Annotated in this window: 25 protein-coding genes; 15 read left to right on the forward strand and 10 right to left on the reverse strand. The window is 39.9% G+C overall.

Annotation, left to right across the window (positions count from 1 at the left end; translation table 11 throughout):
- Positions 1–106 precede the first annotated feature (106 nt).
- The 5 genes from ACYVM0_RS02160 to ACYVM0_RS02180 form a co-directional block, all read right to left on the reverse strand.
- Positions 107–616, reverse strand: coding sequence for a hypothetical protein (locus ACYVM0_RS02160; protein WP_460551771.1), 510 nt, complete (start codon positions 614–616; stop codon positions 107–109).
- Positions 613–1,365 carry a polymorphic toxin-type HINT domain-containing protein gene (locus ACYVM0_RS02165; protein ID WP_460551774.1) on the reverse strand — a complete coding sequence of 251 codons (753 nt, stop codon included), beginning with the start codon at positions 1,363–1,365 and terminating at the stop codon, positions 613–615. The genes ACYVM0_RS02160 and ACYVM0_RS02165 overlap by 4 nt, the downstream gene beginning before the upstream one ends.
- A gap of 357 nt (positions 1,366–1,722) precedes the next feature.
- Positions 1,723–2,067 (reverse strand): transposase, encoded by a 345-nt coding sequence (locus tag ACYVM0_RS02170; RefSeq protein WP_460551777.1) that lies wholly within the window; start codon positions 2,065–2,067, stop codon positions 1,723–1,725.
- A 508-nt stretch (positions 2,068–2,575) separates the two neighbouring features.
- Positions 2,576–2,839, reverse strand: coding sequence for a hypothetical protein (locus ACYVM0_RS02175; protein ID WP_460551780.1), 264 nt, complete (start codon positions 2,837–2,839; stop codon positions 2,576–2,578).
- Between the two features lie 2 nt (positions 2,840–2,841).
- The gene (locus ACYVM0_RS02180) at positions 2,842–3,594 is read right to left on the reverse strand and encodes a hypothetical protein (RefSeq protein WP_460551783.1); all 753 of its coding nucleotides are present in this window, start codon (positions 3,592–3,594) and stop codon (positions 2,842–2,844) included.
- Positions 3,595–3,829: 235 nt separating this feature from the next.
- On the opposite strand from ACYVM0_RS02180, the gene ACYVM0_RS02185 reads away from it, so the two are divergent.
- Both ACYVM0_RS02185 and ACYVM0_RS02190 read left to right on the forward strand, forming a co-directional pair.
- Positions 3,830–3,946 carry a glycohydrolase toxin TNT-related protein gene (locus ACYVM0_RS02185; RefSeq protein WP_460551785.1) on the forward strand — a complete coding sequence of 39 codons (117 nt, stop codon included), beginning with the start codon at positions 3,830–3,832 and terminating at the stop codon, positions 3,944–3,946.
- Positions 3,946–4,170, forward strand: coding sequence for a hypothetical protein (locus tag ACYVM0_RS02190; protein ID WP_460551788.1), 225 nt, complete (start codon positions 3,946–3,948; stop codon positions 4,168–4,170). Before ACYVM0_RS02185 ends, ACYVM0_RS02190 begins: the two co-directional genes overlap by 1 nt.
- Positions 4,171–4,478: 308 nt before the next feature.
- Here the strand turns inward: ACYVM0_RS02190 and ACYVM0_RS02195 are convergent, their stop codons facing one another.
- Positions 4,479–5,003, reverse strand: a complete 525-nt coding sequence (locus ACYVM0_RS02195) for an REP-associated tyrosine transposase (protein WP_460551791.1) — start codon at positions 5,001–5,003, stop codon at positions 4,479–4,481.
- A gap of 106 nt (positions 5,004–5,109) precedes the next feature.
- A complete protein-coding gene (locus ACYVM0_RS02200; RefSeq protein WP_460551794.1) occupies positions 5,110–5,592 on the reverse strand; it encodes a transposase in 483 nt (160 codons plus the stop codon).
- A gap of 63 nt (positions 5,593–5,655) precedes the next feature.
- On the opposite strand from ACYVM0_RS02200, the gene ACYVM0_RS02205 reads away from it, so the two are divergent.
- Complete coding sequence (locus ACYVM0_RS02205) at positions 5,656–7,119, forward strand: hypothetical protein (protein WP_460551797.1); 1,464 nt, start codon at positions 5,656–5,658, stop codon at positions 7,117–7,119.
- Positions 7,120–7,207: 88 nt separating this feature from the next.
- Positions 7,208–7,807, forward strand: coding sequence for a hypothetical protein (locus tag ACYVM0_RS02210; RefSeq protein ID WP_460551800.1), 600 nt, complete (start codon positions 7,208–7,210; stop codon positions 7,805–7,807).
- Positions 7,808–7,982: 175 nt separating this feature from the next.
- On the opposite strand, the gene ACYVM0_RS02215 is transcribed toward ACYVM0_RS02210, so the two are convergent.
- From ACYVM0_RS02215 to ACYVM0_RS02225, 3 genes are all read right to left on the reverse strand, one after another.
- On the reverse strand, positions 7,983–8,615 hold the full coding sequence (locus ACYVM0_RS02215; RefSeq protein WP_460551803.1) for a hypothetical protein: 633 nt from the start codon (positions 8,613–8,615) through the stop codon (positions 7,983–7,985).
- A gap of 6 nt (positions 8,616–8,621) precedes the next feature.
- Complete coding sequence (locus tag ACYVM0_RS02220; RefSeq protein WP_460551806.1) at positions 8,622–9,533, reverse strand: hypothetical protein; 912 nt, start codon at positions 9,531–9,533, stop codon at positions 8,622–8,624.
- 151 nt (positions 9,534–9,684) lie between these two features.
- Positions 9,685–10,737, reverse strand: coding sequence for a site-specific integrase (locus ACYVM0_RS02225; protein ID WP_460551809.1), 1,053 nt, complete (start codon positions 10,735–10,737; stop codon positions 9,685–9,687).
- 384 nt (positions 10,738–11,121) lie between these two features.
- On the opposite strand from ACYVM0_RS02225, the gene ACYVM0_RS02230 reads away from it, so the two are divergent.
- From ACYVM0_RS02230 to ACYVM0_RS02280, 11 genes are all read left to right on the forward strand, one after another.
- Positions 11,122–11,991 carry a helix-turn-helix transcriptional regulator gene (locus ACYVM0_RS02230; RefSeq protein WP_460551812.1) on the forward strand — a complete coding sequence of 290 codons (870 nt, stop codon included), beginning with the start codon at positions 11,122–11,124 and terminating at the stop codon, positions 11,989–11,991.
- Between the two features lie 437 nt (positions 11,992–12,428).
- Complete coding sequence (locus ACYVM0_RS02235) at positions 12,429–12,998, forward strand: Pvc16 family protein (protein WP_460551815.1); 570 nt, start codon at positions 12,429–12,431, stop codon at positions 12,996–12,998.
- Positions 12,995–13,843 carry a hypothetical protein gene (locus ACYVM0_RS02240; RefSeq protein ID WP_460551818.1) on the forward strand — a complete coding sequence of 283 codons (849 nt, stop codon included), beginning with the start codon at positions 12,995–12,997 and terminating at the stop codon, positions 13,841–13,843. Before ACYVM0_RS02235 ends, ACYVM0_RS02240 begins: the two co-directional genes overlap by 4 nt.
- 23 nt (positions 13,844–13,866) lie before the next feature.
- Complete coding sequence (locus ACYVM0_RS02245) at positions 13,867–15,441, forward strand: phage tail sheath family protein (protein WP_460551821.1); 1,575 nt, start codon at positions 13,867–13,869, stop codon at positions 15,439–15,441.
- A 48-nt stretch (positions 15,442–15,489) separates the two neighbouring features.
- The gene (locus ACYVM0_RS02250; protein ID WP_460551824.1) at positions 15,490–15,954 is read left to right on the forward strand and encodes a phage tail protein; all 465 of its coding nucleotides are present in this window, start codon (positions 15,490–15,492) and stop codon (positions 15,952–15,954) included.
- Positions 15,944–16,408 (forward strand): phage tail protein, encoded by a 465-nt coding sequence (locus tag ACYVM0_RS02255; protein ID WP_460551827.1) that lies wholly within the window; start codon positions 15,944–15,946, stop codon positions 16,406–16,408. The genes ACYVM0_RS02250 and ACYVM0_RS02255 overlap by 11 nt, the downstream gene beginning before the upstream one ends.
- Before the next feature lie 5 nt (positions 16,409–16,413).
- Positions 16,414–16,584: a DUF5908 family protein gene (locus ACYVM0_RS02260; RefSeq protein ID WP_460551830.1), complete on the forward strand. Its 171-nt coding sequence runs from the start codon at positions 16,414–16,416 to the stop codon at positions 16,582–16,584.
- 11 nt (positions 16,585–16,595) lie between these two features.
- Entirely contained in the window at positions 16,596–17,270 is a 675-nt protein-coding gene (locus tag ACYVM0_RS02265; RefSeq protein ID WP_460551833.1) for a CIS tube protein, read from the forward strand.
- Entirely contained in the window at positions 17,270–19,063 is a 1,794-nt protein-coding gene (gene vgrG / locus ACYVM0_RS02270) for a type VI secretion system tip protein VgrG (protein WP_460551836.1), read from the forward strand. The genes ACYVM0_RS02265 and vgrG overlap by 1 nt, the downstream gene beginning before the upstream one ends.
- Before the next feature lie 11 nt (positions 19,064–19,074).
- A complete protein-coding gene (locus ACYVM0_RS02275; RefSeq protein ID WP_460551839.1) occupies positions 19,075–19,374 on the forward strand; it encodes a PAAR domain-containing protein in 300 nt (99 codons plus the stop codon).
- The gene (locus ACYVM0_RS02280) at positions 19,367–19,798 is read left to right on the forward strand and encodes a GPW/gp25 family protein (RefSeq protein ID WP_460551842.1); all 432 of its coding nucleotides are present in this window, start codon (positions 19,367–19,369) and stop codon (positions 19,796–19,798) included. Before ACYVM0_RS02275 ends, ACYVM0_RS02280 begins: the two co-directional genes overlap by 8 nt.
- Positions 19,799–19,802: the final 4 nt, after the last annotated feature.

Consider the following 19,802-nt stretch of genomic DNA (forward strand, 5'->3'; position numbering starts at 1 on the left):
TCAACATAGGCGGTTGATGCGATGTTACCCACGGCGGCGAAAAACCCAAGCGGCGGCGAGGATTGTGGCGGCGGTTGATGTGGCGCTACTCACGACGGCGGAGAACTTATCTTCCCACATCGGACGAACTTTTTCTTAATTTATTATAGAGGTTTAAATCAAAAGATCCTATATAATAGAAACCTGGCATCTCAACCTCGAACGAATACATGATTTTACATACCGAATTTACTAAAATACCGAGAGACTTACCCCCTGTATCGGTCTTATCAATTACCCAAGAAAATTTATTAAAATCTAAAAAATCAATAAATTCAATCAATTTTGTTTTGTTATTTAGAAAAAAAACTTTGCCCTTTTTACCATTTATTAAAAATTCTACTTCATTATCATAATAAAATTTACTGCTTATCCCAATTATCTTACCATTTAGAACTGCTAATTCGAACTGAATATTATTGGTAACAAAAGAGTAAGTAGCAGGAATATCTCCATCTTGATCTTTGTACTTAATAAATTGTTTATTATCTTTCGTGCCAACTATATTTTGAATTGGCCCTGCGATATAAATCTTATCAGACAATATACCTTTTAAAATAAGATTTGTAATATTCACCTATTTAATATTTTTTGTAAAGTTGCTTGTAGGTTTTCTAATTTCAATAATCTATTTGTACCCTTAAAGCTGCCGCTATTAATTGCATCGGTCGTTTGTCGTAATAAATCTTCATAAAAAGGAGTGCCTTGAGCAATGGTATCGTCTCCATATTTAACAATTAACGAAGCTGCATTTTTGGGCGCTTTTTTTTTAATCAACGCAACTTGAGCAATTATTCTTTCCCCATCCGCTGATGCTTTAAAGGCTGCCTCTCCAATTTGTCTTCCTTTATGATAAACGTCACCATGAATACCTTTAGCAAGCTTGTCTGCTAAAACAGTTCCAGCCTTTTGCCAAGTAAATCCAAAATTACACGGCGGTCCATTATGTACCAATACTTTATTTTCCGATACATAATAGTTATGATTTCCTGCAACAACAAAATTATAAACATTAAACTCCCCTCTTACTATAACAATAGAATCAATCGGTTTTTTATCAATATTATAAGTGATAATGCTATCTCCAACTTTTAATTGATTTGCTTTTACCCATTTGTTTTTCACAAAAAATGGATGTTCATATGTAACTGCTACTAAATTTTTCCCAATATACAATTTGTATAACTCATTATATTTTAGGGAGTATGTTTTTACAACTTTTTTTAACTCTCTTCTTTTTTTCAGTATATTATAACTCCACACTTTGTCCCCAACTTTTATTTTTTCTATAGCCTTATATCCCCGTTCTTGGCTTATTTCCAGCAAATTGATATGGCGTATACCAAGGATATTCCTTTGTAAGTGGATCCACACTCAAAATCTTCCCAACCCTTACATCATAAATCCTCATTCCATAATCCTGCCCACCTTCACTTATATCCTTATCATTTTCTTTCCCATTAAACCCATATCTATAACTCTCCGCCGGTGTGGGTAAAATCGCACCAATCCTCGCCGCCGTCTGGGTTTCAACCAGCGGCGTACGAAGCTTCGATTACCCGATAGAGTAGCAAAATAAAATGAAGTCAACCTTAACACCAAAAGAAACCAGGATAATAAAAATTACCACATTGTCATTTATTACAGGCACATAAAACAACAACTAGCTACCCAAGTTATGTGTCAGTATTCCAAATCATCTACCCCGTTAAAATAAAACTTAGCTGATGAATAATAGTAGTCCTCAGGATGAATACACAAGCCGGCCTTAACCGGGTTGTAATGAATATACTCCAGCTTTTGCATATACACAGCATGGGTTCGCAATTCAATACTCAATGATTCCCGCTTCCAGAATTGATACATACGGTCGTATTTATTTACCTTATAAGCTTCAAGTGCTGCGGCATCTTTATTGGCGAGTGAACATTTAAATTGTTTGGCGGTATGCGTCATCAGGAAGGTTTGGATATCGGATATGGAGTAAGCAAATGTGGGTTGCCAGATGAGATGTATATGATTGTTCATGATAACAAAAGCATTTAAAATAATTCTTTTGTCGGCCACTTAAAATTTAAGGCTATCTACAATGATTTCTTTATGCTGATTATCTGAAAGTAAATGCTTCCAATCAATAATAGTAGCGGTGAAAAACTGCGGGTAGTGGATGGGGTATGTTGGATTCATTTTTGCGCTTGTGTAAAAAATCTTCCGGATTTATGGTGAAGTCTAACTTATTTGGATAGATAAAATGGAAGAAAGATTGGTTGCATTTGATTTTGTTGCGTTTAGCTTTTATGCTGGCTTCGTACGCCGCTGGTTGAAACCCAGGCGGCGGCGGAGATGGGTGCGGCCTGGGTGCGATTCTACCCACGACGGCGGAGCGGGGCCGAATGCTATTCCTTGATTAATCCGCTATGTAATATTAATAAAGGAATGGTATCCCAAACACTATCTTTATATTCTAATCTATTACTATTTAATTTGTAGTCATATAAGACTTTAGAATGATTTGGGTTAATATTTGAAAAATTTACTAAAAAAAATCACCTAAACTTACATCGTAATCAATATGTGTTGAACGATAGCTTTCATAAATACTATTTTTATATTTAAACCTATAGTGCCATTGCTCTCCACTTTTCAATGAACTTGTCTTTTTGAAAATTTCGCAAATCGCATACTTTGAATTCTCCTTAATGTCTTTATTTTTTATTTTACGAATGAAGTAAGGGATAATAAAAAATGCTACTACAACAAAACTCAGAAGAAATGCAAATTTTATCTGTTCCTGTTTCATTCTTATGGTTTTTTTTCTATTTGATTATTTATTGCGTTTGCTCCTCCAGCGGTTACTACTCCGACCGTCGTTCCTATCCATTTTGTGTTACGAATTTGGTTTTGCAAAAACATTGACAATGGACTTTGCGCTCCATAAAGTGAATTTACGTTAGCTAATCTTCCGCCAAGTTTGTCTAATTTCAGAGGGATTCGACTGGTAACACTACCTGCTATTGTTCCTGAAAATGCTTGCAAAGACGCAACAAGAAAACTCTTTCCTCCTCCGATTCCATTATACCCTTCTTCAGGAGTTGCTGAAAAAAAACTGCTGACTGTGTTATTTACTGCAAGCTGTTTAATACTTGAACCTGGATTAAAAGCCGAAACAAGTAATGAATTACGATTTATATTACCATACCAAGCCTCCACCATTCCTGTTTTTCCTGATACATAATTTCCAGCTACTTGAGATAGATAATCAACACCGACCCCTCCAGCTCTTGAAGTTGCAGATGCCGTGGCAAGTGAAGGTAATGCTTCAATCACGAAAGGCGCAGCCACTCCAATTGCCATCCCACCGCAAACTATCATTCCAAATTGATTCGTTGATTTTTTAATAACTCCCTGGCTTTGACTCAACTGCTGATCCGTTTGCCAAAAATGCCAATTTGTTCCTGCTGTTTTAAAATGTCCACCTTCATTTTTAGTGTCAGATTGATTTACTATACTTTTGTCTTGTACAAAATAATAACTAGTTTGGTGAATGTTACCCAAAACGTCTTTTACTGTTTCAGAAGTAGTTATTTTGGTAACCGTTAAAATTTTCTTATCCTTAGTTAAAATATCATAAATACTAGCATTATTTCCTTCTTTTGTTGGGTAAGTTCGTGGGTTACCCCTCGGCTTATAAGAACCAGGAGAATATGCAGGTACCTCTACTACCCACGCCGGCGGACAGGATTTGTGCGGCGAATGATGCGATACTACCCACGACGGCGGAATAGATTGTTTGGGAGGAAGTGCTGCGCCATGGTTCGATGAAGTTGGTGGCGGAACTCAATATAAACTTAATCAATCTATCAAAGATTTGCTTGATGGTGGGTATATAATAAAAAAATCAAACTAATGACAAAGAAAGATTTAGAACAGAAATTGAAAGAAAAGGGGATTTTAAATGATTCATATTCATTAGAAGGTGGACTGCCAAATGAGGCTTATTGCCTAAATAAAGTAGAAGATGGTTGGGAGGTATATTATAGCGAAAGAGGTAATAAGTCTGGTTTGAGAAAATTTACTAATGAAATGGATGCTTGTAAATGTTTGTATGATCTAGTAATCGGTAATGGATAGTGGGTGGTGATCGTCTTCCAGTTATCACTTGCAAGAAATAAAAATTGTTTATGGCCGTCCGCCGGCGTGGGTAACATCGCATCAACCGCCGCTTCAATCTTCGCCTCCGCTTGGGTTTTCCGCCGCCGTGGGTAGTATCGCATCAACCGCCGCTCCAATCCTCGCCGCCGCCTGGGTTTCAACCAGCGGCGAACGAAGCTTTGCATACCCAATAGAGTAGCAAAATAAAAAGAAGTCAACCCTAACACCAAAGAAACCCGGATAATAAAAATTACCGCATTCACATTTATTACAGGCACATAAAACAACTAGTCACCCAAATAATGTGTTAGCATTCCAAAATCATCTACCCCATTTAAATAAAATTTAGCCGATGAATAATAGTAGTCTTCAGGATGTATACATAACCCAGCCTTAACCGGATTGTAGTGAATATACTCCAGCTTTTGCATATACACCGCATGAGTACGCAATTCAATACTTAATGATTCCCGTTTCCAGAATTGATACCTGCGGTCGTATTTATTTACTTTATAAGTTTCAAGTGCTGCGGCATCTTTATTGGCAAGCGAACGTTTAAATTGTTTGGCGGTATGCGTCATCAGGAAGGTTTGGATATCGGATAAGGAGTAGGCAAATGTGGGTTGCCAGATGAGATGTATATGATTACTCATGATAACGAAAGCATTTAAAATAATTCTTTTGTCGGCCACTAAAAATTTAAGGCTATCTATAATGATTTCTTTATGCTGATTATCTGAAAGTAAATGCTTCCAATCAATAATGGTAGCGGTGAAAAATTGCGGGTAGTGGATGGGGAATGTTGGATTCATTTTGCGGTTGTAAAAAAATCTTCCTGATTTATGGTAAAGTCTTACTTATTTGGATAGATAAAATGGAAGCAAGATTGGTTGCATTTGATTTTGTTGCGTTTAGCTTTTATGCTGGCTTCGTACGCCGCTGGTTGAAACCCAAGCGGCGGCGGAGATGGGTGCGGCGGTTACCCACGCCGGCGGAGTGAATATACTCCAGCTTTTGCATATACACCGCATGAGTACGCAATTCAATACTTAATGATTCCCGTTTCCAGAATTGATACCTGCGGTCGTATTTATTTACTTTATAAGTTTCAAGTGCTGCGGCATCTTTATTGGCAAGCGAACGTTTAAATTGTTTGGCGGTATGCGTCATCAGGAAGGTTTGGATATCGGATAAGGAGTAGGCAAATGTGGGTTGCCAGATGAGATGTATATGATTACTCATGATAACGAAAGCATTTAAAATAATTCTTTTGTCGGCCACTAAAAATTTAAGGCTATCTACAATGATTTCTTTATGCTGATTATCTGAAAGTAAATGCTTCCAATCAATAATAGTAGCGGTGAAAAACTGCGGGTAGTGGATGGGGTATGTTGGATTCATTTTGCGCTTGTGTAAAAAATCTTCCGGATTTATGGTGAAGTCTAACTTATTTGGATAGATAAAATGGAAGAAAGATTGGTTGCATTTGATTTTGTTGCGCATAGCTTTTATGCTGGCTTCGTACGCCGCTGGTTGAAACCCAAGCGGCGGCGAGGATTGGTGCGGCGGTTACCCACGCCGGCGGAGCTTACTGTGGCACCAATAGCGGTTACAACCGACCCCGGTTTTGGTTCGGCTACATTTAGTACCTTTACAAGAGGCGAAAAGATCTTTGAACTGAGCAACCACCTGGGTAATGTATTAACCACCATCAGCGATAGAAAAATTGCTGTTGATGATGGCACATACCATTTGCAATGCTATCCCGGTTTTGGCTGTAGTTACGTAAAAGACAACAGCACCCCCGATGGTTTAACTGATTATTATGGAGCCGATATTGTTACGGCTAATGATTACTATCCATTTGGGATGATAATGCCGGGGAGAAAGTTCACCCAGGGAAGTAGCTATAGGTATGGGTTTAATGGACAAGAGAAAAGTGAGGAAATTAGCGAAGGGCTTACTACTGCACAATTTTGGGAATATGATAGCAGGATTGGTAGAAGATGGAATAAAGATCCCAAGCCTGATGTTTCTACAAGTTTATATAGTTGTTTTTTGGGAAACCCTATTTTCAATAGTGATATTCTTGGAGACAAACCATCGGATTGGGTTACGAGAAAGAATGCTGACGGAACATTTACACCAACTTGGGAGCCGCATACAAATGCCAAAAATGTGGTTTTGAAAGTAGGGGAAGAATATTGGGGGAAGAATTATAGATATGCCGATAAAAATGGAACAAAATGGAAATTAACACCGGGAAATGCTACACCCATACTTGACAAAGATAATATTGATCCTAAAAAACCAGTTACGAATCACTCTCCTACACAAGCTCCCGTCAATTCAAAGCCTACTCCAGGTAAGCCTAGTTCTGGTTATGATGGAAGTTCTCCTAATGGAGACAAAGAAGGGGCAGGAACTGGCGGATCAAATGGTGATCCTAACAAGAATCCCAATACTCCAACATCACCATCGCCACCAGGCATTGGTATTGGTGGAGGAAATCCAGATTTTTTTACAATCAATGTTTCTAGTCCAATGCAGCTTCCCAAGGGAATATTACCAGAAAAGTTAAATATACCTTTTACAGGTGCTTTATCTGTAACCAATGATAGACACGGTAATATTTATATAACACCTTTAAATGCTACAGCAACTGGGACAACTGCTTCAGCAAGTTTAACATACTATTTTATGACAAAACCATCAAATCCTAACGAAAAACAACTTAATGGATTTTTAACCGGCACTGGTTATAATATATCTGGTGGCAATCTTTTTGGCGGTTCAATAATGACAAACGATAAACTAGACCAATGGGCTATTGGGGTTGGTTATACCACATCTGGAGTTTCCGGATCAGTTTCTCATCAACCTGCACAATGGGTATATAAACATGTTGGGCTTACTTGGGGACAATAATTAAAAAAAGATTACAAGGTTCAATTTTAATTATTAGAATTGAATCTTGCACAAATTTGCAATAACTTTAATAAACTTAATTAAAAAAATGAAAAGAGTATTCAACATATTAACTTGTGCAATTTCATTGTCTGCACTTATAAGATGTTCAGGGCAAATAAATAAACCCGAACATAAGGGCGTATTTGAAAAAATTGAAATTGGTAATTTTGAACCAAAAAGTAAAGATGACAGTTTACTGATTTCATCTTATGCCATAATAACGGCGGATGGAAAAGTGACTAATTTTGAATTAAATAAAAGGGAAGATACGATAGCCTACTTCACTACAACCTTGCCTGATACTTTGTTAAATAAAATTCAAAAATTGTTTAACGAAAAAACAACATTAAAATCATATGAGAAAATAAAAAAGGCTGAAGCAAATGAAATTTATGTTGGCGACTACATTTACTTGAAGGTAAAATATCAAAACAATAAAGTTGATAGCTTGTGTACTATCCTTAATTTTTTAAATAATGAATTTAATGATGTCTTTGATTCATTTGTTGATTTTGACTATTATTTAGAAAATCAAAAAACAGTGCCTAAATTCAAAATATCTGACCAATTCAAGTCGTCTTTATATGGAGCCTATAAACGAAGTAATTATTTACCCCAAATTAAAACACTGCCGCCTTTACAGTGATTAAAAAGAGACTCTCTCTGCCGGCATAAGTAACCGCCGCACCCATCTTCGCCGCCGTCTGGATTTCAACCAACGGCGTGGGTAAAATCGCACCAATCCTCGCCGCCTCCTCCGCCGTGGGTAGTATCGCATCAACCGCCGCTTGGGTTTCAACCAGCGGCGTACAAAGCTTCGATTACCCAATAGATTTTAAAGTATCATAATACTCAAAATACTTTGAGCTATTGTAATTTATTTTTAGAATATTTTTAAGTAACTTTTTATTGTCAGAATCTCCATTAACTACAAGGTCTAATAAATCTATTAGAAATTCTTTTTTGTATGTAATTCTGAATAAATAAAATGCCGCTAAGACTTGATTACTTTGATTACATTGTGGGTTTTGCAAAATTGCATTGAGGGCAATATAAATCTCATCTATAAATTGGAATTTTAAGTTCAAGAAAACATAATCGATCGAAGCCAATTGCACATATGTGTTATCTCCATTAAATTTTTTTAAAAAAGCAATACATTTTTCGTAAGGTAAAGACAAATTCCATTCGTAAGCAAATTCGATTAAATCTGAAACAAAGAGTCTATCCTTATGATCTAAATTATTAACAATAAACAACTCAATTGAAACTAAGTCTTCTTTAGTAAAATGCTTATAGCTTTCTAAAAATTCGGAAATAATTAGGTTATTTTTAAGAGTAAGTAAAGTGTTTATTTCAACTGGCTTCATCTTGCCTTTTGCAAGTACTGTTTTTAAAACTTTACGTGCTAAAGTATAATCGGAGTTAAGTTTCTCTATTAATTTCTTTTCCATTTATATTTAATCTTTACTTTGTCTTGATGGTCGTTCTTTAGTATTTTTTTGATGCCTTTTCCATTTTTGCAATTCAAGTGCTGTTGCTGTACCTGCGGCGACCTTTTTCGCAATCTGCGCTAATTCTTGTGGATCCAACTTTCCTCTATTCTTACCTCTTTGTGAGGCCATATCTAAAAAGTATCCGCCAATTGATACTGCTGGTGATGTAATCTTTAAATCTTGCACAGTTGTTACAATTAATAAACTGCTTGCTAAAAATGCAACCCCTGTTACTGTTGCAGTAGTTATTGTACCAGCTTGTGCTACACCAGGTATTTCTGAATTAGATAATGTATAAGTCATCCCAGCTTTAAACACTTTACCAGACTCCTCTGTACTTGGCTTTGTCCACTCTGTATGGGTCTCTACTATTTCAGAACTTGCTGCTGTTAAACTAGGGGCTAGAGATCCATTTTTCCCATAACCTACAAACGTAGCAGACTCTAAATCGTATAAAGAATTATAGACATTCCCATTAAGTTCAAACCGAAATACACTTCCTTGTGCAACATTTATCAAAGCAGGTTTGCCATCTTTATTATACACTCCTTCAATTATACCCTGATTAGTATTATTAATACCAATTATCTTGGCACCATTAGGGAGAATCATAGTTCCTCCATTTGGTGTAGTTACTGTAGAATCTGAGTCTCCATGTATATCAATATTTATTATTGGGTTATTTGAAAAACATGCGTAAGGGCTTTCCCAGGCTTTTTGCTTTGGGTCTACATTCCAACGCCTCGCTAACCTTGCATCATACTCCCAAAACTCGGCCGTAGTAAACCCTTCTCCAATTTCCTCACTTTTCTCTTGTCCATTAAACCCATACCTATAGCTACTTCCCTGGGTAAACTTTCTCCCCGGCATTATCATCCCAAATGGATAGTAATCATTCCTCCCATAACTCTCTCCACCAAACAATCACAACCCAATCAAAGAACTAATCTTTATACATTTTTCTACCTGAAAACAACCATTTTAAACCGGTTTTTCAGTAAAAAAGAGACCATTAAAGATAGCACATTTAAGCCATTGCCATAGTAGCAGGGTTATTAAACCGGCTATGCATTTTATCAATCTCCACATCCATTAAACTCTGTGCCAGGTTTACATAACGGAAAAACGCTTTGCTGTCGTTAGTATGGCCGCTTATTTTACGCACCACATGCTCGGGCATACCACTCGTAAGCATGGTGGTAATGCTGGTGCGGCGCATGGTATGGCTGCTTACACAATCGCAAAAGCGGGTAGGGGCGGTGCTTTTTTGTTGTATGCCAACACCACGTACTGTTCTTAATTTGGGTACGGGGTCAGTCCACCCGGCCAGCGCTGCCATCTTTTTTAAATTGGCATTAAACCTGAAAAGGGAGATGGTGGGTAGCAGTCCCGTTTTTAATTTTTTATATTTTGCTACAATAGCAATGGCATGGGGCGGCAATTTTACCATGGTGTCGGTAGCCGTTTTCTGGCTGCGTACTTTAAGGTAGGTGTTGCCGTCACGGGTTTCAATATTCTGTTTTTTTAATTTCACCAGGTCGCTGAAGCGGAGGCCTACGGTGCAACCAAAAACAAAAAAATCTTTACTGCGCTGCAGGGCTGCCGAAAGGCTTTGTTCAAAATCTGTATCATAAATTAAAAACTGTAACTGCTGTACAGAAAGGGTTACGATGGCCACCATTTCTTTTGGTACATAAAAACTTTTATGGAAGGGGCCGGTGGCAATACCCAGCTCATTATTCAGCCAGTTAAAAAAAGTACGTACCTGTTTTATCGTTTGCCCGGTATAGTTATCAAAGCAGCCTTTATCAGTATGCAAAAAAGCAGTGAACTGCTTGTAAAACTTTTTCCAGTAGCTTTTTAAAGTGGCGTGCTCTCTTTTATTATTGCCCTTTACTTCATATATCACCAGGTTAAATTTTTTAACGGCAGCAAATTCTTCCACCAGTTTACAGGCATAGCGGTAATTGTTTACGCTTTGCGGTTTTATCCGGGTGCCGTTCTTATTCAGCCTTTTGCCGCTGCTGCTGTCGCCGATAAATTTTTGAAAAAGCGGTAGAAAGGGGTGTTGTTTAAGCATAGAGTTGAATTGAAGTGTTAATACAAATTATCTGGTTGTAATTTACTTAAAAACAATACAATTTGTCAATCACAGGTTACTTTCAGGGCCATTTTTCTGCAGTTTGCCACAGAATTCAAAAACAGGTAGAAATACCTGTTTTAATTTCAGGTAGTAATGGCATATCTTATTTTTCTATCTTCGGTTTCATTCAACTCCGTTATTATTTCGTTAATCCGACCCCGGGAATACAACAGGATCTGCTGCATATGAAATGACCGTCGCATGAGCTTTTCGTGCAAAAAAATTCTTAAACCTTTTCTTAATCACGGCAACGTATAAACTATTTTATGCGGTATCCCGGGGTTGTTGAACAGGTTGGTTTTCTTTTACTATTAATAACTATTGACTAATTTAATGCCCGTTGCAGATAATATAGTATTCGGTTGCGATAACCCACAACATTTATTCTCTGTTTTAAACAGGGTAAAAAAATCGGTTTCGCTGACTACCAATATTATTACGGTTACCAGGGCAGCGGATATATTCTTCGTTTCAAGATCAGCTAACCCTGTTTTGGTCATCCTTTGCTTTAATAATATGCAGGCGGTACTGGATAATGTAAGCCGCATGTATACGGCACAAAAAACGCCCTTGCTCTGCATAACCCACAGCAATGACAATAGCGGGCTTTTATGGCCCGAAGATAATATTGTATTTACCTGTCCGCTGCAAACGGCATTGGAAGAAGCCTGGTTTCTTTCATTCATCAACTCTATTTTAATGCTGGGTGCAGGCAAAGCCAAAATGAGTCTGGCCGAAGCTGCTGCACAGCCTTATGCGTTGCCAGAAAACAGGGACATGAGCAGGATGGTGCTGGAACTGGACCAGAAAATTGATGTACTGAACAAGATCAGGCAGCGCATTGCCAATTTATACTCCAGGGTGGAAGAACCCGTAAAAACTGAATTGAATGGCATTGTAAACACCATAAAAAATTGCATAAACGATCAGAAGCTATGGGATGATTTTAAATTATATTTTGTACAAACAAATCCCCGGTTCTTAACCAGCCTTACCAATAAATTTCCTTCACTTACCGAAGTAGACCTTAAATATTGCTGCTATCTTAAAATGAATATGACCAACGACGATATCCGGGCATTGCTGGGCATCAATATCGAAAGTGTACGCACCCACAAGTACCGGTTGAAAAAGAAATTATTTCTCTCCAAAGAAAAAAGCGTACGGGCTTTCCTCCAGGCGGTTAATTAATTTACACGTTGCATACATGAAGCGCCTGTTAAAACTTATAACAGGCTGTCATCTTTTATGATTTTTTTTTCTCTGCTTCGCAGTGAAAAGTATTTGCCACAAAGGCGCAACAACACAAAAGAAAAACACGTTGCATTTGTTTCAGTCTGGCTTTTGTGTCTTTGTGGCTACAGTCAATTTTTTTCAAAAAAATCAGTTACCCGTCGTTTAAAACACCGGTCTTTTTTCGAAGTAAGACTCTGGCTCTATTTGGTTGTCTATATTTTGTCTATGTTTATTTTGTTGTGATTACGTTTCGTATACGTTTTTATTGGGAATATATCACAGGGTAAGTATATTTTTACATCAACAGGTCATCAATACCATCAGCAGCTAAAAAATGCTGACCCGGACATCCCTCAGGAACGGGGAATGGTAAAGTATAAAACAATCAGCGAATGATCAACCAGGCACTTGAGTTTACCAGCACTGTACTGGACCAGTATTTAAAAAACAGGTTTGCATTGGATGAAAGCAAGCTGCAATTGAATATACTGATTGAACCGGGGGGAACAATACCACCTGCCAATAAAAATAAACTCGTGCTCTCACTCATCAATATTGAAAAAGAATCGGTACGGCCTTTTTATACCACAAAAGAAAAATTGCCCAATGGTTCGTATGCCGATGTCAGCATTAGTGCAAGGTTTAATTTAGACATACTGCTGAGCACCAGTTTTGATGATTATAAGGAAGGGCTTAAATTCCTGGATGCCGCCATTTTGTTTTTCCAGGTCAATACTTTTCTCGATAATAAAACCAATCCTGAAATTCCTGCCGGTATCACTAAACTGGAATATGACGTAGAAAAACTAACCTATCACCAGATGCACAGTTTGTGGACGGCAATGGGGGCCAAATACCAGCCATCTATTATTTACAAAATAAGAATGGTAACCCTGAGAGGAGCAGAGGTGGAAGGATTTACGCCTGCTATTTCCGGTACATTAAATGAAGCTATTGTATGACAGTAAATAAACCCGGGGTATTATTTTCGTTTGAAGTATGGCATACCTACTTTACTAAAGACATCTGCAGGTGCTTTACATTTAAACCCGGGCCGGTTACTGCCGCATTGCAAAGAAAATACGGTTTTATAATGCAGCAAAATAATTATGGTAATGGGTTTACTTTCTATAGCGGTTCGGCAGGGGATACTGTTGGTCTGCTGAACTATATAACTACCAGTACAGGGTATACGCAATTCGATTTTGTTATTGAAAGTACTGATGCGGCTTTTTATACTTATACCAGTTTGCCGGCCAACTGGCACGGTCTTTTAGAATTTAACAGTGATGCGGCAACTGCAGTGCCTGCAACAGGGCAAATACTGTTGCGTACGCAATTCTCAGCCGCTGCAAATGTTCGGGCAGCAGGTTCGGTACTAATCTATTTTTCAGATATTATTAATGCCTGCAATGATAAAAATACCCCGGCTTATATTGCCCGCTTGCAAGCCAAAGCCACGCAATGGCAATATTTCTTCATCAACAACAGTGCCTTGCCATTGAATGATCCGCTGGTGCAGGGGAGCAACGGCACCGCATTTGAAGGCCCCGAAACAGTAACCATTGCTACCGGCCAAAAAGCACTTTTTTTTAATTCCGGAAAACAATTGTTACCATTAACCGAAAAACTGGTTCAGCAATTTTCTTTAGTGAACCGCGGCAGCAGGCTAAATGATACTGTAAAAAGCCCGGCAAGAATTAAGACCATAATTAAATGGCTGCCCTGCCCGGTTCCCTCGCAGTTTGATATTGTGCAGGTAGACGGCGTAACTCAATTTTCTTCACCCATGTATATTTTTATTTAAGTTAACAACAAAAAAATCAGGTTATGAATGTAGCTGCAATCAAATCACCGGGCGTTTATATCAATGAGATCAATGCCTTTCCCAATTCAGTTGTTGCGGTACCAACAGCCGTACCCGCCTTTATTGGCTATACACCGCAGGCTGTTTACCAGGGTAAATCCTATACCAATGTGCCGGTACGGATCACTTCGATAAACGATTTTAAAGCATACTTTTGCCTGCCCGATCCGCCTGCACCTGCAGATGCTGCAAAACAATATAGCCCGGAATATTACCTGGTGCAGCAAAAAGCGCAGCCCCTTAAAGGCGATTATATACAGCTGAACGGTATATTCTACTCCATAGTTCCGGATCCCAATACAGTGTATTATTTGTATAACAGTATTAAGCTTTTTTATGAAAATGGGGGAGGTACGGCTTATGTTGTATCCGTTGGCGGTTACGGGGCACCGTCAGGTAAGGGCGCCAATCCTGGTGACCAGGTAGTGAACCCTAATGTACAGCTTACCGATTTACAAAAAGGCCTTGCTGCGTTGGCAAACGAACAGGAGCCCACCATGTATATCTGCCCAGAGGCAACATTATTAAGCGTGGCTAATAACGGAACACTGATGCAGAGCATGTTATTGCAAAGCAGCAATATGGGTACTTCAGTTTCCATATTCGATGTAATTGGCGGCGATGCGCCTGACCCGGTGCAATACCTGGATGATATTACGGCATTCAGGGCCAACACAGGCACCACGGGCCTTAGCTATGGCACCGCCTATTACCCTTTCATAGGGTCTACGGCAATGCAGAATAACGATATTGATTACACGAATTTATTTGGCGGCGATCTGAATCAACTGGCAGCGATTATTAATCCGCCATCGAGTCCCAGTGCTGCAGTTACCGCAATACTGGCCAATATTCAAAATCCTTCCAGTGGCTTAACGGTAACGCAAAATAACAGTGCCCTGCTAAATGCCAGTCCTAACTACAGCCTTATTGTAAAACATGTTTTAACAGATGCCAATATACTGCCACCCAGCGGTGCCATGGCAGGTGTGATTGCCAATACAGATAGTAATGTAGGCCCATGGCAGGCTCCCGCCAATGTATCAATAGTTGGTGCGGCTTCTTTACCTATTGCCTTATCAGGAAAGCAGCAGGAGGTTTTAAATGTTGATGCTGTTTCAGGTAAATCCATTAATGCCATCCGGCTTTTTAATGGCATTGGTATATTAGTTTGGGGCGCCCGAACATTAGATGGCAACAGTGATGACTGGAGATACCTGCCTGTAAGAAGAACACTGATATTCCTGGAACAATCCTGTAAACTGGCTGCACAGGCCTACGTATTTCAACCCAATGATAAGAATACCTGGGAAGCCGTAAAATCAATGATCAGCAGCTTTCTTACCGGTATATGGAAGATCGGTGGCCTGCAGGGCGCTTCGGCCGGAGATGCTTTTTCAGTGGACTGTGGCCTGGGTACAACAATGACCCCGGAAGATATTCTATCGGGTTTTATGAATGTTACGGTTAAGGTTGCTGTAACACATCCTGCAGAATTTATAGTCATCACCTTCCAGCAGGAGATGGCTAAATCATAAAAAATAAATTTCACTACACCTATTTTTTAAAAATTAAAAACTACAACTATGGCAGATGATGGAAGCATAGAAGGCGCAACATGGCCGATGCCGAAATTCAGGTTTGAAGTGGATCTCGGCACACAATTAAAAAAAGTAGCCTTCCAGGAAATTTCAGGAATGGATGTGGAAAACCAGGTTATTGAATACCGCAACAGTAATAGCCCGCTTTTCTCCACCGAAAAAATGCCCGGCATGACCAAGTATGGCAATGTAACCATGAAGAGGGGCGTATTTGTAAACGACAATTCTTTCTGGCAATGGCATGATGAGATTAAGATGAATACAATTACCAGGAGAACGGTGATCATCAGGTTACTGGATGAAAGTAACAATGTTACGATGCAGTGGACACTGAATAATGCATGGCCCACAAAAATTACCAGTACCGATCTTAAATCAGATGGAAATGAAGTGGCCATTGATACGCTTGAAATAGCCCACGAGCAGTTAATCATTGCAAATGGCAAGTAATTACCCGGTAAGTTTTTATTTTAAACTCTCGTTTACCGGCGAGGATGCTGCCTTCCAGGAAGTAAGTGGTTTATCCAAGGAATTGGGCATAGAAGAAATTGTTGGTGGTGGTGAAAACCGTTTTAAATACCGGCTTCCTACGGTAACCACCAGCCAGAACCTGGTATTAAAAAGAGCAATAATCCCCGGCGGATCGCAATTAATGGCATGGTGTGCCAGGTGTATTGACCAGGGGCTTGCTATTCCCATCAGGCCGCATGACGTAACACTGAGTTTGCTGGATGCGGCAGGAATGGTATGCATGTCGTGGACCTTTCACAATGCCTATCCTGTAAAATATTCGGTATCCGATTTTAAATCGCAGGAGGGCGGGATTGTTATAGAATCCATAGAGCTGGCTTATACCTATTTTAATATTTCAACGTCAACAACAGTCACCAATTTATTTGTATAGCAATAATGCCAATAGAAATACGAGAACTGATCATCAGGACGGAAGTAACCATTGGTGGGAAAAACCAGGGAACCCATTTAAGGGAGGCAGAATTGCAGCATCTAAAAAAGCAATTACTTGCTGCATGCAGGAAAGTGATCCAGGAGAACGAAAAGAAAAAAAACTATAAACGCTAACAGGAAAGTATATGGCCAGCCCCGAATTAATGAAAATAACCGGCTATACAGACGAAAATTTTCAAACGCCTGTTAGCGGTGCCGTATACACGGTAATGATCAACCCTGATTCCCTTAAATGGCAATCCACTATTGAGTACAGTGAAGAGCAGGCGCCTGATTCAAGCGCTCCTTCGCAACGGTATAAAAATACGCCCAGCGAAAAATTGAATTTTGATATGGTGATCGATTGTACCGGTATTGTGGATGCCACACGTACCCGGATGAAAACCGAGATCGATGCACTGGAAAAGATCATCTATAATTACAATGGCGATATACACCGGCCCAATTTTGTGAAGATACAATGGGGGGCAGATATCACTTTTAAAGGTGTACTGACTTCCTACGATATTTCATACACTTTGTTCAGCCCGGATGGCAACCCGTTGCGGGCAAAGATCTCTCTTTCATTCAGCCAGTATGATTCGCCCTCGCTGGTAAGTAAAATTGATGGCCGTAATTCTCCCGATATCACACATCTTTTAACCGTGGTGGAAGGGATGACGCTGCCGCAAATGTGCCTGCAGGTATGGAACAGTGATGCCTGGTACATACAGGCTGCAAAATATAATAAGCTGAATAAATTCAGGAACCTGGACGGCGTAAGAAATCTGATTTTTCCACCCATCATACAACCCGGCTAATGGCAGCAACAACAATACAAAGCGGTGGTGTAGCCACATTCATAGTAAAAGTGGACCAGTCGCCAATAAGCGATACCATCAGCGTATACGCTATACAGGTAGAAAAGATGGTCAATCGTGTGGCACGTGCTAAAATAGTGATACTGGACGGAGATCCCGCCACCGGTAAATTTGAAGCAAGCTCATCGGCCACATTTTTGCCGGGTGCAAAGATCAGTATTGAAGCCGGCTATGATAATAAAAATAAAGTGATCTTTTCCGGCATTATTACCGGGCAGTCACTTCGTGTAGACATGAATGTAAGATCGATGCTGGAAGTGGAATGCAGGGATGAAGCCATTAAAATGATTGTGGACAGAAAAAGCCTTACTTACAGCAAAAAAAAGGATAGTGAAATAATAAGTTCCATTATCAGTACCTATGCCGGATTAAGCGCTTCCGTTTCGGATACAGGCACGGTGTGGCCGGAACAGGTACAGTATTACGTAACAGACTGGGATTATATTTTATCGCTGGCCGAAGCCAACGGGTTAATTGTGACCACGCTTAACGGCAAGGTTTCGGTAACAAAACCCGATGCCGATACCAGCCCCGTGCTGCTGGTAAATTACGGCAGTGAGCTGATGGAGTTTAATGCCGACCTCAATGCCATTAACCAGTTGGGAAGTGTGAAGGCCAGTACATGGGATTTTAAAAATCAACAAATCATTTCCGGCCAGGCCACAACTTCTGTAACGGGACCGGGCAACCTGTCGACCAAAAAATTATCCGTTGCTTTAGGGCTGCCGGATTACCCGCTGCAAAGCACAGCGCCGATAGGCTCCGGTGATCTTACCACATGGAGTAAAGCACAACTGGTAAAAAGTGAATATTCAAAAATAACCGGTGAAGCAAAATTCCAGGGCACAGCATTGGTGGAGCCTGCAAAATACATTACGCTCGGGGGATTGGGCACACGTTTTAACGGCGACTATCTTGTATCAGGCGTGATACAAAATATTGCCGATGGTAACTGGCTCACCGATGTTACGCTCGGCCTTTCGCCTAACTGGTTTACCCAGCAAGCGGATGTGATGTCGCCACCGGCCTCGGGGCTTTTGCCCGGTGCACGGGGGCTTTTTAATGGCACGGTTAAAAAAATGTTTGGCGACCCGGATGCTGAATATCGTATACTCGTTGACGTCCCCATGTTTGATACCAACGGTGAAGGGATATGGGCCAGGCTGTCAAATTTTTATTCTACCAACGGTGCCGGTGCTTTCTTTTTACCCGAATTGGGAGATGAAGTGATACTGGGCTTTTTAAATGAAGATCCCCGTTATCCCGTGATACTCGGCAGCATGTACAGCAGCCCTAAACAAAAACCATTTAAGGGGCTGGAGCCTGCAGAAAAAAATCCATTGAAGGCCATCGTTTCTAAATCCGGCATAGTGGTAAAGTTTGATGATGAGAACAAAGAATTGACCATTGTTACACCCGGTAGTAATACGGTGATATTAAGCGATAAGGATAAAAAGATCACCGTCAAAGACCAGAATTCCAACAGCATTGTAATGTCTGACAGTGGCATTGTAATGAACAGCAGTAAAGACATTACGATAAGCGCTGCGCAAAAACTTACACTCAAAGGCAACCAGGGTGTACAAATTGAAGCTTCGGCAGGAGATGTGCAAGTACAGGGCATCAATATTAAGGAAACAGCTTCGGCACAATATACAGCGCAGGGTGCAACTGCACAGGTAAGCGGCAGTGGTGAGTTAACACTTAAAGGCGGAATGATAATGATCAACTAATACAACATACTATGCCACCAGCAGCAAGACTAACCGATTTTCATGAATGCCCGATGCAGACACCGGCGGTAGTTCCTATACCGCATGTGGGTGGCCCCGTTACCGGCCCGGGTGCAGCCAATGTATTAATAGGAGGGTTACCGGCAGCAAGAGTAGGTGATATGCTGGTATGTGTTGGCCCGCCCGATAGTATCATCAAAGGCTCGGCAACGGTAATGATCGGCGGCATGCCGGCAGCACGTATGGGTGATCAAACGGCACATGGCGGACAAATTGTAGTGGGCGCATTTAATGTAATGATAGGTGGATAACACTAATAAAAAATACCAGGAAAATTTTTTGGGATCAGGCTGGGCTTTCCCGGTAACATTCTTTGCCGGTAATTACCAGTTGCAAACAACAGCCTATGAGCAGAATATCAATAACAATATTGCTATTATTCTGCAAACGAGAAAAGGAGAACGTTGCCTTGAACCCGGTTTTGGATTGGGCATTCAGCAATTCTTCTTTCAAAATATGGATAATGCTTTAAGAGGCGAAATAAGTGATGCGGTAAGAATAGCGTTGCTGAATAATGAACCTAGAATAACGGTATTAAATGTAGAGGTGGAATACACTGATTTGTTGAATGGATTAATTGAAATACGAATTGCTTATGAATACAACCAGACCAATACAAGGCATAATTATGTATACCCGTTTTATATCAGGGAAGGAACCAGCTTAGTAAAGTAAACAA

The organism is Ferruginibacter profundus (assembly GCF_054783275.1).

Coding starts and splice junctions, on each gene's coding strand:
- ACYVM0_RS02170 (WP_460551777.1), bottom strand. CDS start 2,067: ATGAACAATCATATACATCTCATCTGGCAACCCACATTTGCTTACTCC.
- ACYVM0_RS02175 (WP_460551780.1), bottom strand. CDS start 2,839: ATGAAACAGGAACAGATAAAATTTGCATTTCTTCTGAGTTTTGTTGTA.
- ACYVM0_RS02190 (WP_460551788.1), top strand. CDS start 3,946: ATGACAAAGAAAGATTTAGAACAGAAATTGAAAGAAAAGGGGATTTTA.
- ACYVM0_RS02195 (WP_460551791.1), bottom strand. CDS start 5,003: ATGAATCCAACATTCCCCATCCACTACCCGCAATTTTTCACCGCTACC.
- ACYVM0_RS02200 (WP_460551794.1), bottom strand. CDS start 5,592: ATGAATCCAACATACCCCATCCACTACCCGCAGTTTTTCACCGCTACT.
- ACYVM0_RS02205 (WP_460551797.1), top strand. CDS start 5,656: ATGGAAGAAAGATTGGTTGCATTTGATTTTGTTGCGCATAGCTTTTAT.
- ACYVM0_RS02210 (WP_460551800.1), top strand. CDS start 7,208: ATGAAAAGAGTATTCAACATATTAACTTGTGCAATTTCATTGTCTGCA.
- ACYVM0_RS02215 (WP_460551803.1), bottom strand. CDS start 8,615: ATGGAAAAGAAATTAATAGAGAAACTTAACTCCGATTATACTTTAGCA.
- ACYVM0_RS02220 (WP_460551806.1), bottom strand. CDS start 9,533: ATGATAATGCCGGGGAGAAAGTTTACCCAGGGAAGTAGCTATAGGTAT.
- ACYVM0_RS02225 (WP_460551809.1), bottom strand. CDS start 10,737: ATGCTTAAACAACACCCCTTTCTACCGCTTTTTCAAAAATTTATCGGC.
- ACYVM0_RS02235 (WP_460551815.1), top strand. CDS start 12,429: ATGATCAACCAGGCACTTGAGTTTACCAGCACTGTACTGGACCAGTAT.
- ACYVM0_RS02240 (WP_460551818.1), top strand. CDS start 12,995: ATGACAGTAAATAAACCCGGGGTATTATTTTCGTTTGAAGTATGGCAT.
- ACYVM0_RS02245 (WP_460551821.1), top strand. CDS start 13,867: ATGAATGTAGCTGCAATCAAATCACCGGGCGTTTATATCAATGAGATC.
- ACYVM0_RS02250 (WP_460551824.1), top strand. CDS start 15,490: ATGGCAGATGATGGAAGCATAGAAGGCGCAACATGGCCGATGCCGAAA.
- ACYVM0_RS02255 (WP_460551827.1), top strand. CDS start 15,944: ATGGCAAGTAATTACCCGGTAAGTTTTTATTTTAAACTCTCGTTTACC.
- ACYVM0_RS02260 (WP_460551830.1), top strand. CDS start 16,414: ATGCCAATAGAAATACGAGAACTGATCATCAGGACGGAAGTAACCATT.
- ACYVM0_RS02265 (WP_460551833.1), top strand. CDS start 16,596: ATGGCCAGCCCCGAATTAATGAAAATAACCGGCTATACAGACGAAAAT.
- vgrG (WP_460551836.1), top strand. CDS start 17,270: ATGGCAGCAACAACAATACAAAGCGGTGGTGTAGCCACATTCATAGTA.
- ACYVM0_RS02275 (WP_460551839.1), top strand. CDS start 19,075: ATGCCACCAGCAGCAAGACTAACCGATTTTCATGAATGCCCGATGCAG.